Source organism: Leuconostoc falkenbergense (genome assembly GCF_014634805.1).
In the GTDB taxonomy this organism is placed as follows: domain Bacteria; phylum Bacillota; class Bacilli; order Lactobacillales; family Lactobacillaceae; genus Leuconostoc; species Leuconostoc falkenbergense.
In genome coordinates this window covers 1-21,839 of the sequence record NZ_BMBS01000037.1, presented here as the reverse complement: position 1 = coordinate 21,839, position 21,839 = coordinate 1, and the positions used below count along the sequence as shown (strand labels likewise).

Below are 21,839 nucleotides of genomic sequence, written 5' to 3'. Positions count from 1 at the left end.
AATATTTAGACATAGAAAAACCCAATAACTTTCTGGACATTTTTTTATTTTGTCCAAGTTATTGGGTTCACTTCAAAACGTTAAATATACGTCTGGATTGCTTTTTACATAATCGTTCTAACAAAATTTAGGACTGCATCATTAAATTGATCTGGTGCCTCAATGTGAGGAATATGTCCCGCTTTATCAATAGTGATACCTTGACCATTTTTTGACATGGCGACAACTGTTTCAACATGTACCGACGGCCAAAGTGGCGAGTCTTGACCAGCAATGAATAAGTGCTTCACCTGCTCACGACGTAACACATCACGCCAATCTTGAATTAAGCTGTCTAATAGTAGTGGTTCATTGTACTGAAAGTCAAATGGTTGATAGTTATCAGCCAACGCATGTTTGACTGTTTCTGACAGTTTCAATCGCGTTAATTTTGTATGTGGTAGTTTTGTCGCTGCTGTCCAAATCATCGTCAAATCAGCGTTAAAAATGCCATACGGCCAGCTATCATCTCGCAATATCTTTGGAAGCTGATCTTCAGTAATGATAGCTCTGACGTTGGCATCCCCATATAAGGATAAGTAAGCCCAAATGGTGCTGGCGCCCATTGAATGTCCCATCAATATTGGCTTCTCCAGCCTCAATTGTGCCATTAATTCAGCTAAATCTTGCCCGTGCCGTGCCATTCGCATACCGTAGTCAACCGTATCGCTTTTCCCATGGTTACGACGATCATAAGTGATTACCTGTAAGCCAGCGTTTACAAGTGGTTCAACCTGCATCACCCATGTTGCTTGATTCCCTGAATACCCTTCAACCAAAATAATGGGCTGACCTGTACCAAATATTTGATAATCGAGTCTCACACCATCATTTGTCATCATTGTTGACAAAATCTGTTCCTCCAATCAAAACAAAGTCGCTACAAAAAGCAACTTTGTTTATGTCAAGCTTATTATATATGAATTGGTAAGCCATCCGCAACTTCAGCGGCATCCATGATGGCTTCACCCAAAGTTGGATGTGGATGAATCGTTAGGGAAATGTCTGTCGTCGTTAGACCATTTTCAATAGCTAATGACAATTCAGAAATCAAATCCGAGGCACCCGGACCAACAATTTGTGCACCCAATAGCGCTTTAGTTGTCTTATCGCTTATCAAACGAATAAAGCCAACTGCTTCATCAATTGAAATGGCACGACCGTTAGCAGCAAATGGAAACTTCGAAATTGTAGCCGTTAACTGCTTTTCAGTCACTGACTCCGGTGTCTCGCCTGTTGTTGCTAATTCATAATTTGTATAGGCAACTGCTGGTAAGGAATAATGCAAGTCACGAGCATGCGCATCCCCAGAAATTGCAGCTGCAGCAATTTTAGCTTGAAAACTTGCCTTATGTGCCAATTGTGGTCCCGCTGTCACATCACCAATGGCGTAGATATGAGGCACAGTTGTCTGTATGTTATCAGCAATTTCAATCAAGCCACGATCGCTTAATTTGACATCAGTATTGTTGAGACCAAGCGTATTGGTATTAGCGCGCCGGCCAACAGCAATTAACAAATAATCACCAGAAACTGTTTGTTCTTGCCCATCTACTTCATAAGTCAATGTCACATCGTTTTCAGTTTGGACAGCGCTTTTTGCCATGGCTGAGGTAACAATCACCCCACCACGTTTCGTGAAATCATCTATGACTGGTTTAGCCAGCTCTGCGTCAAATCCATTTAGCGTGTGATCCAAGCCTTCAATAATTGTGACCTGAGAGCCTAGGTTAGCATAAGCACCACCAAGTTCAGAACCAATCACGCCACCACCAACAATAATTAGCTTATTAGGTATTTCAGGTAAACTCAAGGCACCAGTAGAATCAACGATTCGCTTTCCAAATGGAAAAGCCGGAATCTCGATTGGGCTAGAGCCAGTCGCAATAATAGCATTGTTAAATTGCAGCAATTCGTGGCCATCTTCTTGAACAACATTTAATGTTTCATTGTCATTAAATGATGCTTCACCCTGAATAATATCAACATGATGCTTTTTGAGCAACATTTTAACACCACCGGTCAGCGTGTTGACCACAGTATTCTGCTTCCAATCTTGTGTCTTTGACCAATCGATTTTTGCATCAGTTTGTGTCAAACCAAAAGGATTTTCTGATATAGCATCACGATAATGATGTCCCACATTAATTAAGGCTTTTGACGGAATGCAACCGACATTTAAACAAACACCACCAATTTGATCACGTTCGATAATCGTCACATTTTGACCCAATTCAGCAGCGCGAATAGCTGCTACATAGCCACCAGGACCTGATCCGATAACAACTGTATCTACTTCACGTGCTTGTGCACCAACAACCATGATTACACCTCCATCAACATATAGGCTGGGTCAGCCAACAGTTGCTTCAAATAATTAATAGCTGACTGTCCTAACATGCCATCAATCAAACGATGATCATAACTCAATGACAATTTCATATTTTGACCGACCGCCAATTCACCATCTGAACCAACAATGGGTTCTTTCAGAATTGATCCCAAGCCAAGAATTGCGACTTCTTTACCATTAATAATTGGTGTGAACCAAGTACCACGTGCCGAACCAAGGTTAGAAATTGTAACCGTACCGCCTTGCATTTGCGCTGGCTTAATTGTTCCTTCACGAACAGCGGTTGCTAACTCAGCAATTTCTTTAGCTATTGTCACAATTGACTTTTGGTCAGCCCGTTTAATGACTGGCACATAAAGACCACTTGGCGCATTAACAGCAATGCCCATATTGACATCGTCATGATAGACAACTTCTTGAGTATCCATGTCTAGACTTGCGTTGATTTCAGGGAACTTTTTAGCCGTTGCAGCTAAAGCTTTCACCGCATAAGCCAAATAAGTCAAATGAATGTCTTGATCGGCCAATTGCGTCTTAAATGTTTGACGATGAGCGACCAATTTGCTAACTTCAACCGAATCAAAATTAGTAACCGTTGGAATAGTTGCATTCTGTGTTGCCATTGCTTTAGCAATTGCCTTGCGAACGCCTGACATTGGTTGGCGACCTTCGCGTACAGGTTCAGCCACTTCAACATCTTTGGTCACTGCCGCTGTGGCAGTTGTTTCATTAGATGCCTCACTTGAAATTGCAGCTACTGGTGTATCCGTTGCTTGGTATGCCGTGACATCAGCTAATGTCACATGTCCATGACGACCCGTCGCCGGAACTTTAGTCAAATCAATCCCTTTTTCAAAGGCTAAATGGCGCACTGATGGCATAGCCAAAACATGTCCATTAACAACTTGTGGTAATTCAGTCGCTGTCGGTGTTTGCGGTGTGACTGAAGTGGTTGTATCAACTGATGTGTCTTCAACTGTATCGTTGGCTGTTGGTTCAGCGCTCTCATCACCACTGTTGCCACTACCGTCACCATCAAATTCAATCAATGAATCGCCAACAGAAACAGTTGTGCCTGCGTCAACAAACAGCTTGGTGACAGTACCTGCGTACGGCGATAAAATTTCTTGAATCAGCTTATCATTTTGAACTTCCGCGACTGGGTCATCCATAGCCACAGTATCACCAACTTTAACTAACCACGACGTGATGTCACCCTCAGCCATGCCTTCGCCAATATCTGGCATTTTAAAAATCTCAGTCATAATTAACAACCTCCATCACTTTTGCAACAACATCATCAGGTTTAATCATCCAATCATTTTCTGCCTGCCCAAATGGATAAACTGAATCAGGTGCTGCAACACGACCGATTGGTGCTTTTAGGCTTAAAATAAAGCGCTCGGAAATCTCACCCATTACATTGGCACCAATGCCAGCCATCCGTTGTGCTTCTTGCACAATAACAACACGTCCAGTTTTTGTCACCGTATCACCAATTGATTTGATATCCAATGGTGAAACAGTGCGCAAATCTAACACTTCTGCGGACACACCGTTTTTGGCTAAGGCGTCCGCTGCCTTTAGTGCTACTGGTACACCGCCACCATACGAAATAATAGAGACATCTTCGCCTTCACGCGCCACAGCTGCTGTGTCAAGCGGTGTTGTGTAATAGCCTTCGGGTACTTCCCCTTTTAATGAACGGTACAAATGCAAATTTTCCAAGAAAACGACAGGGTCGTTAGATTCAATTGAACTCATCAATAATCCCTTGGCATCAGCTGGATTAGCTGGCATTACAACACGAATGCCTGGAATTTGTGCCACCATACCTTCTAAATTATCTGCGTGCATTTCTGGTGTTTTGGTACCGCCGCCATAAGGTGACCTCACGACAATTGGCATTTGGCGCGTGCCGTTGAAGCGGAAGCGGTTACGAGCCATTTGACCAGCAATGGAATCCATCACTTCAAAAACAAATCCGAAAAACTGAATTTCCATAATCGGGCGGTAATTTTGCGTAGTCAAGCCAATCGCTAAACCACCAATACCGGATTCAGCTAACGGCGTATTGAAAACGCGCTCTTCGCCATACTTAGCCTGCAAACCATCAGTAGCACGGAAAACACCACCATTTTCACCAACGTCTTCACCAAAAATAACAACATCGTTATCTTTCTTTAGCGCTAAATCCATTGCCTCACGAATTGCGTCAATATAACTTTTAACAGCCATGTCACTTTCCCTCACTTTCAAACTTGCTGATTTGTTCGGTCATTGCCTGTCCGGGAACTTCCAATGTATGCTTAATGAAATTAGAAATCTTTTGCTTGTCTACTTTGTCGGCGATCTTAATTTGCTCATCAATTAGCGCATTAACTTCGTCAATGTATGAACTTTCCTGCTCTTCAGACCAAATACCTTTTTCAGTCATAAACTTGCGCATACGAATCAGTGGCTCTTTTTGCCACCAAGCATCAATATCTGCTTGTGTCCGATATCGGAGTGGATCATCACCCGCTGTTGAATGTGGTTCTAGACGATCTGTTAGCGTCTCGATAAAGACAGGCCCTTTACCACTCGTTGCCCATGCACGGGCTTCTTTGGCTGCTAAGTAAACAGCAATCGGATCGTTACCATCAACGACAATACTTGGCAAACCGGCTGCCCATCCTTTTGCTGCCAAATGCGTGGCTGCTGTTTGCAATGAACGGGGCGTTGAAATCGCATAACCATTATTTTGTGCAAAGAAGACGGCATTCGCCTTGTACGCACCCGCAAAATTCATGCCTTCGTAAAAGTCACCTTGCGACGTACCACCATCACCAGTATAAGCATAGGCAACGGCATCTTTATTTCTTTTCTTCAGTCCCAAAGCAATACCGGCTGCTTCAACATACTGCGCACCAATAATAATTTGTGGTATCCATGCATTAACAGGTTTACCGTCTTCTGTGGTAAATTCGTTTCCTAAGGCATGTCCACGGGACCACAAAATTGCTTTCCAAATTGGCCAACCCTTAACCACAATTTCTGGAATGTCTCGATAGCCGGGCATCAACCAATCATCATCATTAAAAGCATAGGACGATGCCATCTGTGAAGCTTCTTGACCAGCAGTTGGCGCAAAGAATCCGAATCGACCCTGTTTAGCTAATTTAGTTGAACGGATATCTAATTGCCGACTGAGCAACATTCTTTTGATAATGTTGACAAGATCTTCATCTGATAAATCAGCACGCTTCAGTGCTTCTTCATCAACAATTTGACCATCATTATTTAATACAGACAGCATCGGAAATGATGTGTCTTGTGCTTCTAATTGTGCTTGAAAATCCAGTATCTGCTGGTTTGTTGCTGTTAGATTACTCATGAATTTTTACCTCATCTTTCTGGAAAAAAGTTGCCAATAGTTCATTATTTGTAATGCTACCAAAGTATTGTCCGTCACGTTTTTGGTCAAGTATTGTCGAAACAGCTTCAGGTGTAAATGGTATTCCAACTAATGCTGGCTTGATTTCGCGCCAGTCGCGAACACCTAAGAAATCGCCAGTGAAGTTAATGTCTGTGATCCGACCATCATTAACATTGACCTGAACATCAATCGCACCTCCATCAAATTTTGCATGATTATCATACATAAATTCTGGACTCTTGCCGTAATTCCATGACCATTGTGAGAATTTTTGATCCCGAGCTTGCAAAATAGCCTTTTTTTGCGTGTCGCTTAATTGATACTCACCATCACGACCCTCATCACTCAAATAATATTGTAATTTGGCAATGAAGTCATCAATTGTCAACGATTCAGGTGCAAAATCTTTGATGTTACCAACACGAGCACGTACCGACTTAGCTGCCTTAGAAATAAATTTTTCATCCGCAACATTTAGTGCCCTCACCATCGCTTCAACATCAGTATTCCAAAGTAAAGTCCCGTGGTGCATCAGGTAACCACCCGCATAACGTTGCGCATTCCCAGATACCTTCTTACCGTTAATTTCCAAATCATTTCGGCCGGAAATTTCTACCGGAATACCAACTGACTCTAAGGCATCAGCCATCGGTTTAACAAATTGGTGAAAATTGACATTTGCACTATTTGCAACCGGTACAAAAAACGTAAAGCAAATATTACCTAAATCATGATAAACCGCGCCACCACCTGATACGCGACGGACAACTTGAACATCATGGCTATCAACGTAATCTTGATTAACCTCCGCAAACGTGTTCTGATTCTCGCCGACAATGATGGCCCGCTTATTCTGCCACAGAGCAAAAACTGGCTCACTTGGGTGCAAGTTTTTCAGTAACCAAGCATCCATGGCAATATTTGTATAGGCATCATTACCAAAATAATTGATGAATTGCATAACTTTTCTCCTTTTGTAACCGCTTACATATTACACTTATATTATACGCCTGTTTTCAGAAAATGACGGCATTTTTTGACAAAAAAAAATCCTATTGGATTTTATAGTTGCATCTTAAATTGTTTAACGACGGCATAATCACCAATATAAGGCACATCTTCACCGTTAATTTTCTGATAAGGATCTTCGCCTTTTCCCGCCACAATCACAATGTCATGCTGTCCAGCATTCGAAATGGCCTTGTGAATTGCCTTAATCCGATCCATTTCAAAATGAACGACTAATAATTGATTATCAATGTGTTCAGCAATTTGGTGAGCAATGTCAAGCGGATTTTCAAATTGTGGGTCATCAGCCGTTAAATAAACAACGTCAGCCAATTCACTCACTACACGACCAAAATCAGCACGTCGTGACACCCCTTTATTGCCTGGCGAACCCACTACCACGATGACACGACCTTCGGGTGATTGCGACTGAGCAAAGTGTAACAAGGCCCTCATGGACGCGTAATTATGAGCGTAATCCACAAACGCAATGCCGTGATTTGGAATCGGTAAGCTCAACATGCGACCGGGAATGAACACTTCGTCCAAACCTTTTACCATTGCCTCGTGCTTAACGCCAGCAAAGGCAACCATCATCATCGCAGCTAAAGCATTTGATTCATTAAAGTCACCAGGTAAATTAAGACGATATTGCCCAATCATTTCTGGAAAATCGCTTTTTGTTACAGTAAATCGGCTCTCATGAATGGCACTTTCTTGTGTTGTTATCATGCAACGGTTGTACAAATACACTTTATCATGCTCGGCTTTAGCATGTGCATAAATTGTATCAAAATGGTCTGTCTCCGCATTGATAATCACCTCATCAGAGTGATCAAATAACATCATCTTATGCGCTAAATAATCTTCAAAAGTCGGATGTTCGTTTGGCCCAATATGATCTGGTGAAATATTTAAAAACGCACCAACATTGTACCGCAACGCGTAAACACGATTTTTAAGATAGGCTTGTGAGCTGACTTCCATAACCAAATGTGTCATGCCATTATCGACCGCTCGGCGCATATCTTTAAATAATTCATAAGACTCAGGTGTCGTTAAATCAGACTTTTTCTTATCTTGAGGTTCTGGACCCGTAATACGATCAACGGTGGAAAAAAGTGCCGTATGATTGTTTGTTGCTTCTTTAAGCATTGTATATGCAAAATAAGCCGCGGTAGTCTTCCCCTTTGTACCAGTGACAGCAGCAATCCAAAGGGATTTTTGAGGATAGTCAAAAAAAGCCATTGACAATAATGATAATGCTTTTTGGACGTTTGTGACCTGCCATTGTGGCAAATTTATTGCTAGGGGTTGCTCAACAATCAATCCGGTGATACCTTGGGCATCGGCTAAATACTCTGACTTAAAGGCACCTTTCACGACAAATAATGTATTATTACGTACTTGACGTGTATCATAATGCAAAAAGTCAAATGTCGCGTTGACATCAGCTGATTTGATTAACAAATGATGTTCATTTAAAATATCTTCAATTTGTTGCGATGTTAATTTTATTTGTCTCAATTATTTTTACCTTTTTTCATATTGGCAAACGCTATAATACTGATTACAATTATACCATCTTCGCGCAGAATCCTAGGGCAATCTAAACGCTATATCGCTAAAAATTAACCTTAAAAAGTCATTTTTAACTGAAAATTAAAAATTCAAACACAAGAATACCTCACATTGTTTCAAGGTTTGCGTTTGAATATATTGTCGTTAATCAGTTTCACTGGCAAGCTTACGAGCAGTCGCCGCTGCCATATCTGCGCTTGCAGCAGCATTATCTCGGTAAATATGTTTGTCATTAGCAACAGCATCATAAACTTTAGCTAATTCACGTGCCAAAACAGTCCGTACTTCATCAGTCGAATGCGTTTCCATCAGCATTTGACGTAAAGCAGAAGCATGTGCGAATCCACGCAAGTATATTTTAAAATAACGTTTCAACGCCTCAAAATGTTTTGGGGTGACTGTCGCATTGACCTCATCGAATAAATCTAACTGCAAGTTTAACAAATCAATTGATTCTGTCAAAGTGTGTTGGCGTGGACTTTTTTCAAACGCGTAAGGATTCTCAAAAATGCCCCGTCCAATCATAATACCATCTAATCCTGGATGAGCCTTTGCTAAGTCCAATCCTTGTTGACGCGTTTTGATGTCGCCATTAATTTGGATTAAGGTGTGTGGCGCAATATCATCACGCATCGCCAAAATCTCATCGATGAATTCAAAATGAGCCGGTACTTTTGACATTTCCTGTCGCGTTCGCAAATGCACTGTTAGCACAGCCACATTTTGCCGCAAAATGATGGGTAACCATTCCCTAAATTCTTCAGTCTTGTAGAAGCCTAGCCGTGTTTTAACCGAAACAGGTAGACCAGATTGCTTGGCCGCAGCCACAATCTGTCGTGCCAAATCTTCATGACGAATCAAATCCGAACCCGCGCCGTTTTTAATGACCGTTGCATCAGGGCAACCCATATTGATATCAACTGCTCGGTAACCCATTGAGGGTAAAAGTTTAGCAGCGCCAGCGATATCGTCTGGACGTCCGCCCCAAATTTGTGCAATCGGTTGCTGTTCATTTTCCGCTACCGCTAGACGACCTTGCACTGAAAATTTGGCCTTTGGGTGAATCATGGAACTGGCATTTGTGAATTCAGTATAATAGACGTCAGGAGCGCCTGCCTGAGCAACCACTCGGCGGAAAATAGTATCAGTAACTGCTTCCATAGGTGCCATACTAAAAAAAGGTTGCTTTTGATCGTGACCCATTTGTGCATTTGCCACGACTTCATCCCAAAATGGCAATGTTGTTATTGAATTTGACATATTGTGTTGCCTCATTATTTTATATTATCTACAAAAAAACATCTCTCCCATTTTACCACGGGCTAGATGTTTTCACAAAAGATTCACAAGTGCCTGCAAAGCACGTGAACGATCGTGATAATCAATTACTTCATTAATTGACATTTCTGACAAAGTCAATCCATTTTCAGCTTCAACGATATTGTCTAAGCCATCAATGTAATCACCTCGTCGACTATTTTCTGCAATTCGAACGCCACCTTTGCCTTGTGCCGTTAACAAACGATTGTCTGGCGTTGCTAAGCCCATCACAGCCAATAAATAACCTGATCGATCTATTGACGGTTGACGTAATAAGTCAAGAATATATTGTTGCTCTGCTTCAGTTCCTAAGATACCCTCTGCTTTGAACTCTCGCGCTGTCACAACACCAAAGCGATCCGGAAAAGCTGACAAATATAAGCCAGTATCATCTGATAAAACGTATTCATCAGGTAAATACTGATGGACAAATTGTGCCTTAACACGAGCATTTTCAATTTGAGAAGTCGTGGTTTCCGCTGGGAAAACTAATGTTTCGCCTAGAACATTTCGATAATTTTCTACTTGATGTCCCATCGCCTGCGCTAAAACGGCCACTTCTTCCGTTTTAGCAGTATTATTTGAAGCTAGAACAAATCGCATTAAATGCCTCCTTCTCTATGAATAGCGCTTAAAGTATAAAAAGAACCAGTTACCACAATCAATGCTTTTGAAGACTCACGGACCCTCATAGCCAGTGAAATTGCTGCCGAAGCATCGTTGGCAATCTCTACCTCAATATTTGGATAATCTGACAAAATATCGGCTGCCAGTTCATCTGCTGATAAAGCGCGTGTTTTATTATTAGGCGTAACCGTAATGACCCGTTGCACAAAAGGTACGATTTCATCCAACATTTCATGATAGTCTTTATCTTTTAACACACCCAAAATCAATGTTGGCTTGATTTTCAAGTGCCAAGCATTCAGCGCCGATACCAGCCCTCTAATACCATCAACATTGTGAGCTGCGTCAAACAAAATGTTGGTATCTTCATGATAATTCATGCGACCTAAGATTCTGACATTCGCCAATCCTTGTTTTGTTTTTGCGCGGTCAAAGACCATCCCTTTTTCAATTAACGCTGCTTTTATTTGTAAAACAATACTAAAATTGTGAACCTGAAAGGCACCAGACATACTTAGAAAATAGCCGCTTTCACCATTAATACTCAAATCTAATCCAGCTGGTGTTGTATTTAAGATTATAATTTCATCACGCTTGTGCTCGAACCATCGGGCGCCAACAGCATCTGTTCGCGCTTTCAATACTTTCGTAGCGTCAATATCTTGACCAGCATAATTAATGACCCATGTCCCTGATTTAATCAGCGCTGATTTATTCTCGGCTATTTCTTTAATGTTGTGACCCAATAGATTTTGATGATCAATGCTAATTTTGGTGAAAACCGTCAACATTGGTGCCTCAATCGCATTTGTAGCGTCTCGCAAGCCACCTAAACCAGCTTCAAATATGACAATGTCAACGCCATTGTCCACAAAAGCCAATAGTGAAATAATCGTCAAATATTCAAAATACGATAAATAATCAATTGCATGTCCGTGGGCGGCAAATGTTGCAACAACCTGATCATAGTAAGTCAGAAAATCATGTTTCGTAATCATTTCGCCATTAATACGAATCTGTTCACGATCATCCATGATGAAAGGACTAGAAAAATGACCATAAGTATAGCCATTAGCTTTCAAAACAGCACCTAACATGGCACCTGTTGACCCTTTACCGTTCGTACCAGCAATCTGAATGATTTTGAGTTTAGTGTCAGGATGGTCTAACCAACTGAGAACCTCGCGTAAAATAGGCACACGTGTATCGTCAATCACGCGCCATGTTTTGTCAAAACTTTTAATCACCCTTTTATAACGGGCTAAAATTTTGGTTTCACGTTTTTCTAATTGTTTATCCACTTGACTTCTCCGAAAAATAACTTAAATATATCTTAACATATATCACGTCTGTGTTAAATTGATTTGAACGAATACACCATCAAAAAAGCACCGAATGTGGTGCTTCAATAAGTCATAACATGTTTCAAGATAGAGGGTGTTCATATTATGCCTATCTTTTAATGACTTTTTCTAAAGGTATGCCATCTAACACATTCTCAAATTCAACATCCAACAATCTAGCAAAAGTTGGTGCTTCATCAACCAAACGCGCATCATCAATCGTAATATGTTCAATATCTGGGCCCGCCAATACTAGTGTTGTTTGATAATCAGGCTTATCAGGTCGAAAACCATGAACCGCTTTATAACGATCACTCGTGCCTAAATCAGCATCGTTTGTCGCTTCAACAACCGCTGGCCGGTTCACCTCATCAGTAAAGAAATAACCATTTTGTGCTTCAACAATGAAAGCAGCATCCGGATTGATATGCCATTTTATCAAATCGCTTGTCTGATAAATTGCTTCAACACCCTGAACTTGGTTAACAATTGACCGCACTTTACCTTGTAAACTATCATCTTTGATATAAACATATGTCGACCCGTCAGTGGTCTTAGCTAACACGCGCCAATCACCATCAATTAAGCCTTTTTCTGTAACAGCTAACCATCCTTGTTCAGCAAACAACTGATTAAGGTGAATCATATGATCAACGTTAATTTGGAAGTGATCACCAAGGACAACAAAATTTGTGTCTTCAAAATTACCAGCAACTTTTGTGGCTGCAATCAATTCGCCAAGATGCGCATCAAGGCGTTTTAAAGCTGCGTATGCTTCTGATGAACGCACGCCAAACTGATGCCGATGTGCGTCCATATCAACCAAATGAACGGCCAACAAATCTGGCTTTTTATTTTTTATCGTGTCAACCGCGGCAGCAGTAATAAAATTATCCAAATTGGGTTGCTTAATTCCGTTCCGTAACTTACCAAAACGTCGGTTCATATCAAACATAAAGTATGGCGTACTGGCATTAAACGAAACCAAAACTTGGTTCGTCCAAATGCGATTTGGGAAAATCTCAGCGATATTCCAAGTAATCGGTGCTTTTGCCGAAACCGGCCACAAAAATGCCGCCGTCTTCAGTCCTTTTTGGTGTGCTAAATCAAACAAAGTAGGTACCTGAATATCTTTAGCATACCAATACCAATCCGGTGAATCACCACGTTCTGGTTGTATTTTAGTGTTATTAACAATACCATGCTTTGCTGGATAAACACCTGTCATAATTGACGTATGCGATGGATAGGTCAAAGTCGGATAAATACCTTCCACTTTTTTGACATGAGCCCCACGCTGTATTAATTGCGCCAAATTGGGCATCATATCGAGATGCTGAGCGACATCTTCTGCGCCCAATGCATCAAACGACACAATCACTAGTGGATGTGTTAAAACCATGAATAAAATCCTCTCTACTGGCGCTGATTGGACGTCATTTTTATCAACAATCTCTTTTAAATTAGCATTTTTTCATCATGCTAATCTTCTATTTAGTAACCTTTGTTCAAATCAACCACATTTTGGATGAAAGTTTGGTCTTTCATAAAACTCGGTACATTTTTTTCGAATAATCGGAATAAGCCACCTACCCGACCCGCGTTAATATTTTCTCCCCAACTTGTGTGTTGAGTTAGTAGAATTTGAGGTCGTTCAAATAGTGGATGAGCATGAGGTAATGGCTCAGGTGTTGTCACATCTAACGCAGCATACTTAACACGTGAATCATCAATCGCTTCTAGCAAGGCAGATTGGTTCAAAGTAGTACCACGACCAATGTTTATAAACAAAAATAGTTGGTTAAATTGTGCAAAAAAATGATCATCAAAAAAATTTTCTGTATCTTTAGTCCCAGGTAACCCATCGACAACGACTTGTGCTTTAGCTAAACCAGCTTGATAGTCTGTAATTGGAAATGTCTCATCAAAACCAGCTACTGGTCGTCCGCTCGTATTGACACCATAGACTTTGCCACCAAATGCCTTGATATGATGCGCAATTTGTTGACCAATTCGGCCTGTACCAAACACTAAAACAGGCAATTCACTAATTAAGTATTGATCAGTAAATGGCTCCCAGTGTGTACGAGTAGCATAAACATTTAATCCTCGCGCAAAATATAGCAAATAACCCAATACTGTTTGAGCAATTGGTAATGCCTTCAAACCACTAGCATTGGTCACAGTGATACCACGTTTTGCCAACAAGGGCAATGGCAAATAATCCACACCAGCTGATTGTGCCTGAATCCATTTTAATTTAGTATTTGGTAAACTTAATATTTTGTTCCCGATGGTGTTATCCCAAGCATAGCTAATGACTACTTCTGATAGTTGATCATCAGTTACTGTGTCAGGTGTCACAACATCAATATCATACTGCGCAAGAAAATCTCTGTTTTCTTGCGTCAATGCTTTAACTGCGAGTAGTAATGTCATTTTGTCTCCAATTCTAGTTAACCCCATTATTATAACCTTATTATACATGATTTGTTTAGGCTGAACATGTCACCATTAAAAAATGAAGGGTTGAACAATTTGTTTCTAAGCGTTATAGTAGTTTTATCATATTTCTCTAAGAAAGAAGGATGGACAATGTCTGAACAACAGAAAGCAAAACCCGAAGATTTTGATTGGGATAACTTAGGATTTGAATATCATGATCTTCCCTATCGTTTCCGAGCTTATTATAAAGATGGTAAATGGAGTGAAGGTGGCCTTGAAACAGATGCCAACATTCCAGTTAATGAAGCTGCAACCGGCCTTCACTATGGCCAAAATATTTTTGAAGGATTAAAAGTATACCGTCGAAAAGATGGTGGTGCTAACTTGTTCCGCCCTGACCGCAACGCCAAGCGCCTGCAAAATTCCGCTGACCGTTTGATGATGGCGCCTGTACCAGAAGAACTCTTTTTACGCGCTTTAAAAGAAGTAACAAAGGCTAACCAAGACTTTATTCCGCCATACGGAACTGGTGCAACGCTTTATTTGCGTCCTTTTGAATTTGGTGGTGGCCCAGTGGTTGGTGTTCATCCAGCTGACAATTATGTTTTTGAAGTTTATGCAACACCTGTTGGTGCTTATTATAAGGGTGGCTTGACACCCACAGCTTACGTCACAAATCATTATGATCGTGCAGCACACGGTGGTACTGGCGCAGCCAAAGCTGGTGGTAACTATGGTGCTTCAATGTTGGCTGGTGATGAAGCACATAAAGCTGGTTACTCAGATGTCGTTTATCTTGATCCACGTCTTCACGAAAATATTGAAGAACTGGGATCAGCCAACTTCTTTGGTATTACAAAAGATGGTCGCTTCTTAACACCAAAATCACCTTCTATTCTGCCTTCAGTAACAAAGTATTCTTTGCTTGCTGTGGCCCAAGAACTTGGTTTGGAAGCTGAAGAAACAACAATATCGATCAATGATCTTGATCAGTTTGCTGAAGCTGGTGCAATGGGAACTGCTGCTGTCATTTCACCAGTTGGATCAATTACACACCAAGGCAACAAGCATGTCTTCTATTCTGAAACTGAAGTTGGGCCATGGACTCAAAAGCTATATGATCGTTTGACTGCGATCCAATATGGTGATCAAGAAGGTCCTGAAGGTTGGGCAGTTGATGTACCACTTGACTAATATTGAGAGAAAGCGCGGTTCGCGCTTTTTTATTTTGGCTATGTTCACAATTTGTTCACATTCAATCGCTATAATAGTATTAAAATACGAATAGTGAGGTATCTTATGTCCCCAGTTGAAGAAGCACTACGCCTTGGCGTTCATGTTGTTAATATTGCTACCTTAAGTCTCGATGGCACACACCCATCAAATCGATTTACTTACTATGCTTTACCTGAAACACTGACAAACTTTTTTTACATAACAACTTTCCGTCAATCTACAAAAGTAAAAGAAATTGAGAAGAACCCACATGTGTCATTCACAACTGCGCCAAGCAATGAAAAGAATGCTTGGGTTGGATCAAATGACGCCATTGCTGAAATTTTAGACACACCTATTCAAACAGTTTCTCACTTATTTGAAGATCAAATTGATGGCTGGCATGATACAGTCGGTGATTTAGATAGTAACGATTGGGTAGTCATTAAAATAACTTTTGCATCAGCGATGATTGTTTCACAAGATGGTGTCAGCTATTTTCCTGAAACAGAAGATGATTAAAAAATAAGCTTAACCAGATTGGTTAAGCTTATTTTTGTTTAATCGTAAATGAACGCTTTTTAGTTGATGGCTTTTTGACCGTTGGTTTTCCATTTTTGGACTTCGACTTTGATTTTGTTTTTGGACGCTGTTTATTATCTTTGGATTCACGTTTTGGCTTAGCATTTGGTTTATGTGAAGCGTTTTCACGTGGCTCTCTGACTCGGGGATTAATATTTTCTAACACAAAATAAGGCGCACCAAAATTAACGTACTCATATAAATAGTCTTGTAAGGTTTGTATTTTATCTTGGTTCGCCACGGGCTTATCGTTGTGATAAAAACCTTTTAACCGTAATTGTTCAGCTGAAATATCACCCACTATATAATCGTATTGTGCCAACAATGGTGTATATCGAATGGCTAATTTGTCCACATCAAAAGCGTCTTTAAAATTATCAACTAGTTCTAGCGTTAGACGGTCTATTTCAATTTCATCTCCACGACGCGTCACACGATAAACTGATTTTCGCTCTGCTTGCTGTGCTATCGTTTTTTCTTTAAGTGTTTCGTGATCCATTAGTTATCCCTTATATTTGTCAGTATAGTAGTCTGCCATTAATTCACGTAAAATAATGTTTAATGTAATTTCACTTGGTGCGTCAGCAATAATTGGAAAAAAAGGAATCCATTTATAATGATCTAAAGTAGCAATTTGATAGGTTCGATCCATTATTAGGTTCTCACCATGATATAAAATTTGACCATCTTGCTGCCGATCAATGCCATCAAAACGCATGTAACCAAACACTTTCCCCCTAAAGCCACTCCCTTTCATAGGAAAGTTGGCCAATTCAGCTGTCTGTTTTTCAATGCTGATCATCAAGTTTTTAATTTGTGCCCCAGTTAGTGTAATCAGCATCGGGTTGATGGCGTGCGGCATACTTTCTAATAACTCATAACGACTGAGTTCACCTTTAGGCAGATCTTCCACAAACATGCCCGTTGACACAAGTGCAGCAGGCACTTGATAGAAACTTTTTAAAGCCCTCAGGGCATCATAGGCTTGCTCATCAGTACCAATTGTTCTTGGCAAAACTGCGACATGCTGTGATTCTAGCTCATGACGTCCTGCATTAAGCCACCCTTTAATTAAATTGAAGTCGTCAACAGACTCTGGCAACTCATAAACTGGTGTTGTCACAGCTGTTTGATTAACAAGATGATGGCCCTCCAGCGTTAGAGTAACATCGCCAATGTTTTCACCATAGCGTCCTGCACCGGCTAAAATCGTCTGATTAATCATTTTTCCGTGGGGTAACAAATGGTGTGTGTGCGCACCAAGTATGACATCAATGTCATACTTTCTAGCTAGTCGCTCATCTGTTGGCAACCCCAAATGAGACAATAAAATGACAACATCTGTTTTATCTCTCAGTATTGGTAGGAAATAATCTAGTGTGTCGTCGACATCATGTGGTCGCCACCCTAGCGGCGGGTATGTTAGTTCATAAGGTACTGTTAGACCCAAAACACCAATTTTTGTACCCAAATCCGTTGTTAAAATTTTATATTTCTGCGCCCACTTTGGTTGACTATCATTGGGTAATTCTTTCAGATTTGCTAATAAGACATCAAAATTTGCTTTATCATATAAATGATTAAGGGCCTCATGAGACAACACAAGCCCTTCGTTATTACCAATTGTTACCCCATCATAATGACAATTGTTCATCAATTCAATATTTGCCCAGCCCATACTTGCATCCGTGAGGGGATGTAACCGGTCGATTGCATCGCCAATATCAAAAGTAAACGCTTCACTATAAGACATCTGTTTCTCATGTAAAAATCGTGCTATGCGTGGCCAATTTTCAAGATGTGAATGGATATCATTTGTATGTAATATGTGAATTGTTTCCATAACACCTCTCCTAAACGCGCTGCAAATAGTCTTTCTTTTTTCCAGCAATAATGGTAATCACTTCATTTTCACTTAACGGCGCACCAAATGGCACACTATCACTGGGCAAATAATCAATATCAGGTGAATCTACGCCGACATTAATATTTTCCTTAGCGTGAACACTGTAATTATGAATGTGCCCATGCAGATTAATTTGATTTTTTGTTAAACCTAACATCATCGGATAATGCGTCAAAAACACTTCATGATGATCAAATTTCAATCTGACACCAACCTCATGAAAGTCAAATTTTAGTTGACCATTCTGATTATGAAGTTGCTGTTTAGCCAAATATTTAAACAATGAACTGCTATCATGATTTCCCTTAATCAGCACGATATGACCGTTTAAACGCGATAAAATATCAAAAGTTTGTGCCATAATCAAGCTGGCTGGTTTAGTATATTTCATCGCAATATCACCAAGATGATAAACGGTGTCGTTAGGCTTCACTTTGGCATTCCAATTATTAATAATAGTTTCATTCATATCAGCCACTGTCAAAAATTGTGGGCGTGGTGAAAAAATTTGACTAGTTAGTAAACTATCATGATAAAAATGGGTATCTGCTGTATAAAAATTCATTGTTTACAAAAACTTCTCCACCAACTACTTACCAAAACGATAGACAAACTCTGAAAAGTCATCCAAGTTTGCTGGAAATGCATTTAATCCCCAAATGAGACGCTCTGGTTGACCAGGTACTTGGTAGCGAACGCCCCACTCATCGTTACGACTTGGATCATCATAGGATGGTCCACGATATTCAGTTAACCATGTTTTAATATAGGCCATGGCTTCTTGAGAAAAATGGTCCCACACATTGGTCATATCAACCCAATTTTCACGATAGCGCCAATTAAAGGGCTCCCCTTGAGCGTTATAGTGGGGATTATAGAAATCAAATTCAGGATCCAAAATATCTTTAGCTTCCTGAGATTTGTTGTCATTTTGCCAAAAAGCATGTCCCTCATGGCGCTTAATATAAACGTAATCAAACCCATTGACTAAATTTCCACGATAAAACACCAAAAAATCTAATCGTGTTTGTGCCATATTAAGCTCCAATCATTAAAAAGTCTTTTGACAAATCTGCTGTCAAATTTTCATATCCGTCTGCAGTCACAATAACATCATCCTCAATGCGAACACCACCCTTACCACCAAGGTAAATGCCAGGTTCAATTGTCAATAAATGACCGACTTGCATTTCATCACTAGAGCGCGGACTAATTGCAGGCCCTTCGTGAATATCAAGTCCCACACCGTGACCACCACCATGATTGTATTGCTGCCCGTAACCATGTTCAGTAATATAATCACGAGCGACTTTATCAATTTCGCTACCTGAAATGCCAGGTTTAACAATGGCAATGGCATTTTCATTTGCCTGCTTCACAATATCATAAATTTCTTTTAATTCATCACTGACTTGGCCAACAGCAATAGTTCGTGTGACATCTGATGTATAACCATCAACATAATATCCAAAGTCAATCGTTACCAATTCACCATCAGCTATTACCTTATCTGTCGCTTCACCATGTGGCAAAGCTGACCGGTACCCTGAAGCAACAATTGTGTCAAATGAAGCTTTTTCAGCGCCATATTTTTTTTGTAAACGATCTAACTCATTGGCTACTTCGCGCTCTGTTTTACCCGGTTGAATAAATTGTATTAGATCCTGAAAAGCCTTGACAGAAGCTGTTGCTGCAAGTCTAAGCGCAGCTAATTCACTTTCGTCTTTTACTTCCCGTAAAGTTTCAATAGCACTTGGTAGTGCATCAAATTCAATATTTGCAGGTAATAGTTCATCTAAATAATCATATATGTTATATGGCAAGTCTGCTTCAAAAGCCAAGTGTTTAATGCCAAATTCTTGGGCAGTTGCAACTGCATCTTCATAGTATGCTCTGGTTATTTTTAAATCAACCCCTTCAGGCAAACGGTTCTTATAGTCTTCTTCATATCGTGCATCTGTAATTAATCGTGCTTGATTTAGGCTAACAATGACAACACCATCACCTGTTCCACCCTCAAAACCAGTTAAATATTTTGTGTTAAAACCTTGATATACAATCATACCGTCTAAATCCAATTTAGTCAGCAACGCTTGTAGCTTTTTGAGCCGTGCTTCGTAATATTTTGTCATATTAATCTCTTTTCTCGTTCTGATTTCATTATAGCAAAAAAGACTGACCCAAGTCAGTCTTTAGACTAGTTACTTACTTTGCAGCAGCAACGATTTCATTGTATTGTTCACGTGTGTAAACAGATACTTGACGCTTTTCGCGACCTTTGCGTTCAAACTTAACAACACCATCTGTCAAAGCAAATAATGTGTCATCGCCACCCTTTTTAACGTTTACGCCTGGATAAATATGCGTACCACGTTGGCGGTAAATGATTGAACCAGCAGTCAAATCTTGTCCGTCAGCAACTTTAGTGCCTAAACGACGACCAGCTGAGTCACGACCGTTGGCTGAAGATCCGCCACCTTTGTGGTGAGCGAACATTTGCAAGTTTTCTTGATTCATCAACATAAGTCTATTTCTCCTTTACAAGTAGTAATGATTACGCGATTGAATCAATCTTCACGCGTGTATATGGTTGGCGGTGGCCTTGCTTAGTATGTGAATGCTTCTTGGCACGGTACTTGAAAGTAACAACTTTCTTTTGCTTGCCTTGCTTTTCAACTGTGCCTTCGACCTTTGCACCATCAACAAATGGTGTACCAATCTTTGAATCAGTCAGAACAACTTGATCAAAAGTTACCTTTTCACCTTCAGCTGCATCCAACTTTTCAACGAAAATTGTGTCACCTTCAGCGACTTTATATTGTTTGCCGCCAGTTACAATAATTGCATATGCCATTATTGAATTCTCCTTATACTTAGACTCACCATCACAGGCGGTCGGGCCCTAGTCCCAAACATGCTTTAACCTGATCTGAGTGGTTGTAGCTTTGCTAACAACCCTTATATTTTACCAGTTGAAAATACATTAGTCAAATCTAATGTGCTATTTTGCAACTTTGGGCGTGAAATCATATAAACCTAATCCCGTTTCCTTGATAACGGTTGGATTGCCACGCCATAAAACTGCGAATTCTTGAAGCAAATCGTCTTGTGTCATATTCATATCGTCGCTTAACCACCGTGCAATCATTGCCCAGAAACCGGCGTTAATTGTCTCCCATTGATACTGTAATCGTCGGTTAACATCCTGAGTTGAGTCACTCACTTTAGTTTGCATTTGTGTCCGGAGACGATCAAATAGCGCATGTCGGAAAGAAGGATCAGCATGATGATTCAACACAGCATTATAAAATGCCGCTTGGCGACTGACGCTAGCAATCATTTCAGCAACAAGGAACGTGTCTTTTGTATGTAGCAATAAATCATTCAATATGACATCGTTGACTTCAGAAATCAAGTGCTCTTTATTTTCATAATACTTATAAAAGGTTCCCCGTGTGATATTGGCACGTGATAGTAATGTTGTGATTGAAAATCCTGGCTGTGTTGTCAATAATGCAATAGTGGCTGATTGAATAATTTGCCGAGTACGCACAATTCGAGCGTCAATTTTTTTGGGCACAGTTTTAATCCTCCTTTGTAGCATTTAATTTTATTATACCATCTCTAAACTGACACTAACCAAAAGTAACACACTTATGATAATGATTTAAAACTATGTACGGTGGCTCCCATTGTTGGGGTAAACGTCTTTCAAACTCAGAATTATGAAAAGGAATAGTTGAATTAGAATGTTTTGTGTTGCGGAGTCACCTTAAGTGATATCATATCATGCCAGTCACATTAATCTATATGCATACATCACAAATTTCATACATAATTTAGTTCACATTGTCCATGTTCTAAGTTTTAATTTATAGTCAACTCAATGGTCAAGTATCTGGTGTCAGCTAATTAATATGAATTGTGCTCATAAGTCAATAATTCGGAATATTTTTTATCTAGGGCTGAACTGATTAGGCAACTTTTATTTTTGGATTGGCA

Annotated in this window: 22 protein-coding genes and 1 other annotated feature; of the genes, 2 read left to right on the top strand and 20 right to left on the bottom strand. The window is 40.2% G+C overall.

Annotated elements, in window-relative coordinates; translation table 11 throughout:
* Positions 1-104 precede the first annotated feature (104 nt).
* From IEU71_RS08030 to IEU71_RS07975, 12 genes are all read right to left on the bottom strand, one after another.
* On the bottom strand, positions 105-890 hold the full coding sequence (locus IEU71_RS08030; protein WP_004911578.1) for an alpha/beta fold hydrolase: 786 nt from the start codon (positions 888-890) through the stop codon (positions 105-107).
* 62 nt (positions 891-952) lie between these two features.
* The gene (gene lpdA, locus IEU71_RS08025) at positions 953-2,362 is read right to left on the bottom strand and encodes a dihydrolipoyl dehydrogenase (RefSeq protein ID WP_036068686.1); all 1,410 of its coding nucleotides are present in this window, start codon (positions 2,360-2,362) and stop codon (positions 953-955) included.
* A gap of 2 nt (positions 2,363-2,364) precedes the next feature.
* The gene (locus tag IEU71_RS08020) at positions 2,365-3,657 is read right to left on the bottom strand and encodes a dihydrolipoamide acetyltransferase family protein (protein ID WP_004911575.1); all 1,293 of its coding nucleotides are present in this window, start codon (positions 3,655-3,657) and stop codon (positions 2,365-2,367) included.
* Positions 3,650-4,630, bottom strand: a complete 981-nt coding sequence (locus IEU71_RS08015) for an alpha-ketoacid dehydrogenase subunit beta (RefSeq protein ID WP_036068688.1) — start codon at positions 4,628-4,630, stop codon at positions 3,650-3,652. The genes IEU71_RS08020 and IEU71_RS08015 overlap by 8 nt, the downstream gene beginning before the upstream one ends.
* 1 nt (position 4,631) lies before the next feature.
* Positions 4,632-5,768: a thiamine pyrophosphate-dependent dehydrogenase E1 component subunit alpha gene (locus tag IEU71_RS08010; RefSeq protein WP_004911564.1), complete on the bottom strand. Its 1,137-nt coding sequence runs from the start codon at positions 5,766-5,768 to the stop codon at positions 4,632-4,634.
* Entirely contained in the window at positions 5,761-6,771 is a 1,011-nt protein-coding gene (gene lplA, locus IEU71_RS08005) for a lipoate--protein ligase (RefSeq protein WP_004911563.1), read from the bottom strand. The genes IEU71_RS08010 and lplA overlap by 8 nt, the downstream gene beginning before the upstream one ends.
* 101 nt (positions 6,772-6,872) lie before the next feature.
* Complete coding sequence (gene murE, locus IEU71_RS08000; protein WP_036066551.1) at positions 6,873-8,336, bottom strand: UDP-N-acetylmuramyl-tripeptide synthetase; 1,464 nt, start codon at positions 8,334-8,336, stop codon at positions 6,873-6,875.
* A gap of 207 nt (positions 8,337-8,543) precedes the next feature.
* The gene (locus IEU71_RS07995; protein WP_004911559.1) at positions 8,544-9,659 is read right to left on the bottom strand and encodes a tRNA dihydrouridine synthase; all 1,116 of its coding nucleotides are present in this window, start codon (positions 9,657-9,659) and stop codon (positions 8,544-8,546) included.
* Positions 9,660-9,731: 72 nt separating this feature from the next.
* A complete protein-coding gene (locus tag IEU71_RS07990; protein ID WP_004911558.1) occupies positions 9,732-10,322 on the bottom strand; it encodes a non-canonical purine NTP pyrophosphatase in 591 nt (196 codons plus the stop codon).
* The gene (locus tag IEU71_RS07985) at positions 10,322-11,647 is read right to left on the bottom strand and encodes a bifunctional folylpolyglutamate synthase/dihydrofolate synthase (RefSeq protein ID WP_004911556.1); all 1,326 of its coding nucleotides are present in this window, start codon (positions 11,645-11,647) and stop codon (positions 10,322-10,324) included. Before IEU71_RS07985 ends, IEU71_RS07990 begins: the two co-directional genes overlap by 1 nt.
* 151 nt (positions 11,648-11,798) lie before the next feature.
* Positions 11,799-13,091, bottom strand: a complete 1,293-nt coding sequence (locus tag IEU71_RS07980; protein ID WP_004911553.1) for an alkaline phosphatase family protein — start codon at positions 13,089-13,091, stop codon at positions 11,799-11,801.
* Between the two features lie 92 nt (positions 13,092-13,183).
* Complete coding sequence (locus IEU71_RS07975; protein ID WP_004911550.1) at positions 13,184-14,128, bottom strand: NAD(P)-dependent oxidoreductase; 945 nt, start codon at positions 14,126-14,128, stop codon at positions 13,184-13,186.
* Positions 14,129-14,284: 156 nt separating this feature from the next.
* Here IEU71_RS07975 and IEU71_RS07970 point away from each other — a divergent pair, with 156 nt between their 5' ends.
* Positions 14,285-15,328 carry a branched-chain amino acid aminotransferase gene (locus tag IEU71_RS07970; RefSeq protein WP_004911548.1) on the top strand — a complete coding sequence of 348 codons (1,044 nt, stop codon included), beginning with the start codon at positions 14,285-14,287 and terminating at the stop codon, positions 15,326-15,328.
* 105 nt (positions 15,329-15,433) lie between these two features.
* Positions 15,434-15,871 carry a pyridoxamine 5'-phosphate oxidase family protein gene (locus IEU71_RS07965; protein WP_004911546.1) on the top strand — a complete coding sequence of 146 codons (438 nt, stop codon included), beginning with the start codon at positions 15,434-15,436 and terminating at the stop codon, positions 15,869-15,871.
* Between the two features lie 28 nt (positions 15,872-15,899).
* Here IEU71_RS07965 and IEU71_RS07960 read toward each other — a convergent pair whose 3' ends face one another.
* The 8 genes from IEU71_RS07960 to IEU71_RS07925 all read right to left on the bottom strand — a co-directional run bounded on the left by IEU71_RS07960 (position 15,900) and on the right by IEU71_RS07925 (position 21,417).
* On the bottom strand, positions 15,900-16,430 hold the full coding sequence (locus IEU71_RS07960) for a YutD family protein (RefSeq protein ID WP_004911544.1): 531 nt from the start codon (positions 16,428-16,430) through the stop codon (positions 15,900-15,902).
* A gap of 3 nt (positions 16,431-16,433) precedes the next feature.
* Positions 16,434-17,774 carry a bifunctional metallophosphatase/5'-nucleotidase gene (locus tag IEU71_RS07955; protein WP_004911542.1) on the bottom strand — a complete coding sequence of 447 codons (1,341 nt, stop codon included), beginning with the start codon at positions 17,772-17,774 and terminating at the stop codon, positions 16,434-16,436.
* Between the two features lie 10 nt (positions 17,775-17,784).
* Positions 17,785-18,402 (bottom strand): metallophosphoesterase family protein, encoded by a 618-nt coding sequence (locus tag IEU71_RS07950; RefSeq protein ID WP_004911540.1) that lies wholly within the window; start codon positions 18,400-18,402, stop codon positions 17,785-17,787.
* Positions 18,403-18,426: 24 nt separating this feature from the next.
* Positions 18,427-18,873 carry a hypothetical protein gene (locus tag IEU71_RS07945; protein ID WP_004911539.1) on the bottom strand — a complete coding sequence of 149 codons (447 nt, stop codon included), beginning with the start codon at positions 18,871-18,873 and terminating at the stop codon, positions 18,427-18,429.
* A gap of 1 nt (position 18,874) precedes the next feature.
* Positions 18,875-19,969, bottom strand: a complete 1,095-nt coding sequence (locus tag IEU71_RS07940; RefSeq protein ID WP_036068689.1) for an aminopeptidase P family protein — start codon at positions 19,967-19,969, stop codon at positions 18,875-18,877.
* 73 nt (positions 19,970-20,042) lie between these two features.
* Entirely contained in the window at positions 20,043-20,360 is a 318-nt protein-coding gene (gene rpmA / locus IEU71_RS07935; RefSeq protein ID WP_002814840.1) for a 50S ribosomal protein L27, read from the bottom strand.
* A 31-nt stretch (positions 20,361-20,391) separates the two neighbouring features.
* Positions 20,392-20,691 (bottom strand): 50S ribosomal protein L21, encoded by a 300-nt coding sequence (rplU, locus tag IEU71_RS07930; RefSeq protein ID WP_004911533.1) that lies wholly within the window; start codon positions 20,689-20,691, stop codon positions 20,392-20,394.
* An 11-nt stretch (positions 20,692-20,702) separates the two neighbouring features.
* Positions 20,703-20,786 (bottom strand) — a sequence feature (ribosomal protein L21 leader region).
* A 52-nt stretch (positions 20,787-20,838) separates the two neighbouring features.
* Positions 20,839-21,417: a TetR/AcrR family transcriptional regulator gene (locus IEU71_RS07925; protein ID WP_004911530.1), complete on the bottom strand. Its 579-nt coding sequence runs from the start codon at positions 21,415-21,417 to the stop codon at positions 20,839-20,841.
* Positions 21,418-21,839 lie beyond the last annotated feature (422 nt).

Coding starts and splice junctions, on each gene's coding strand:
- lpdA (WP_036068686.1), bottom strand. CDS start 2,362: ATGGTTGTTGGTGCACAAGCACGTGAAGTAGATACAGTTGTTATCGGA.
- IEU71_RS08020 (WP_004911575.1), bottom strand. CDS start 3,657: ATGACTGAGATTTTTAAAATGCCAGATATTGGCGAAGGCATGGCTGAG.
- IEU71_RS08015 (WP_036068688.1), bottom strand. CDS start 4,630: ATGGCTGTTAAAAGTTATATTGACGCAATTCGTGAGGCAATGGATTTA.
- IEU71_RS08010 (WP_004911564.1), bottom strand. CDS start 5,768: ATGAGTAATCTAACAGCAACAAACCAGCAGATACTGGATTTTCAAGCA.
- lplA (WP_004911563.1), bottom strand. CDS start 6,771: ATGCAATTCATCAATTATTTTGGTAATGATGCCTATACAAATATTGCC.
- IEU71_RS07995 (WP_004911559.1), bottom strand. CDS start 9,659: ATGTCAAATTCAATAACAACATTGCCATTTTGGGATGAAGTCGTGGCA.
- IEU71_RS07990 (WP_004911558.1), bottom strand. CDS start 10,322: ATGCGATTTGTTCTAGCTTCAAATAATACTGCTAAAACGGAAGAAGTG.
- IEU71_RS07980 (WP_004911553.1), bottom strand. CDS start 13,091: ATGGTTTTAACACATCCACTAGTGATTGTGTCGTTTGATGCATTGGGC.
- IEU71_RS07975 (WP_004911550.1), bottom strand. CDS start 14,128: ATGACATTACTACTCGCAGTTAAAGCATTGACGCAAGAAAACAGAGAT.
- IEU71_RS07970 (WP_004911548.1), top strand. CDS start 14,285: ATGTCTGAACAACAGAAAGCAAAACCCGAAGATTTTGATTGGGATAAC.
- IEU71_RS07965 (WP_004911546.1), top strand. CDS start 15,434: ATGTCCCCAGTTGAAGAAGCACTACGCCTTGGCGTTCATGTTGTTAAT.
- IEU71_RS07960 (WP_004911544.1), bottom strand. CDS start 16,430: ATGGATCACGAAACACTTAAAGAAAAAACGATAGCACAGCAAGCAGAG.
- IEU71_RS07955 (WP_004911542.1), bottom strand. CDS start 17,774: ATGGAAACAATTCACATATTACATACAAATGATATCCATTCACATCTT.
- IEU71_RS07950 (WP_004911540.1), bottom strand. CDS start 18,402: ATGAATTTTTATACAGCAGATACCCATTTTTATCATGATAGTTTACTA.
- IEU71_RS07945 (WP_004911539.1), bottom strand. CDS start 18,873: ATGGCACAAACACGATTAGATTTTTTGGTGTTTTATCGTGGAAATTTA.
- IEU71_RS07940 (WP_036068689.1), bottom strand. CDS start 19,969: ATGACAAAATATTACGAAGCACGGCTCAAAAAGCTACAAGCGTTGCTG.
- rpmA (WP_002814840.1), bottom strand. CDS start 20,360: ATGTTGATGAATCAAGAAAACTTGCAAATGTTCGCTCACCACAAAGGT.
- rplU (WP_004911533.1), bottom strand. CDS start 20,691: ATGGCATATGCAATTATTGTAACTGGCGGCAAACAATATAAAGTCGCT.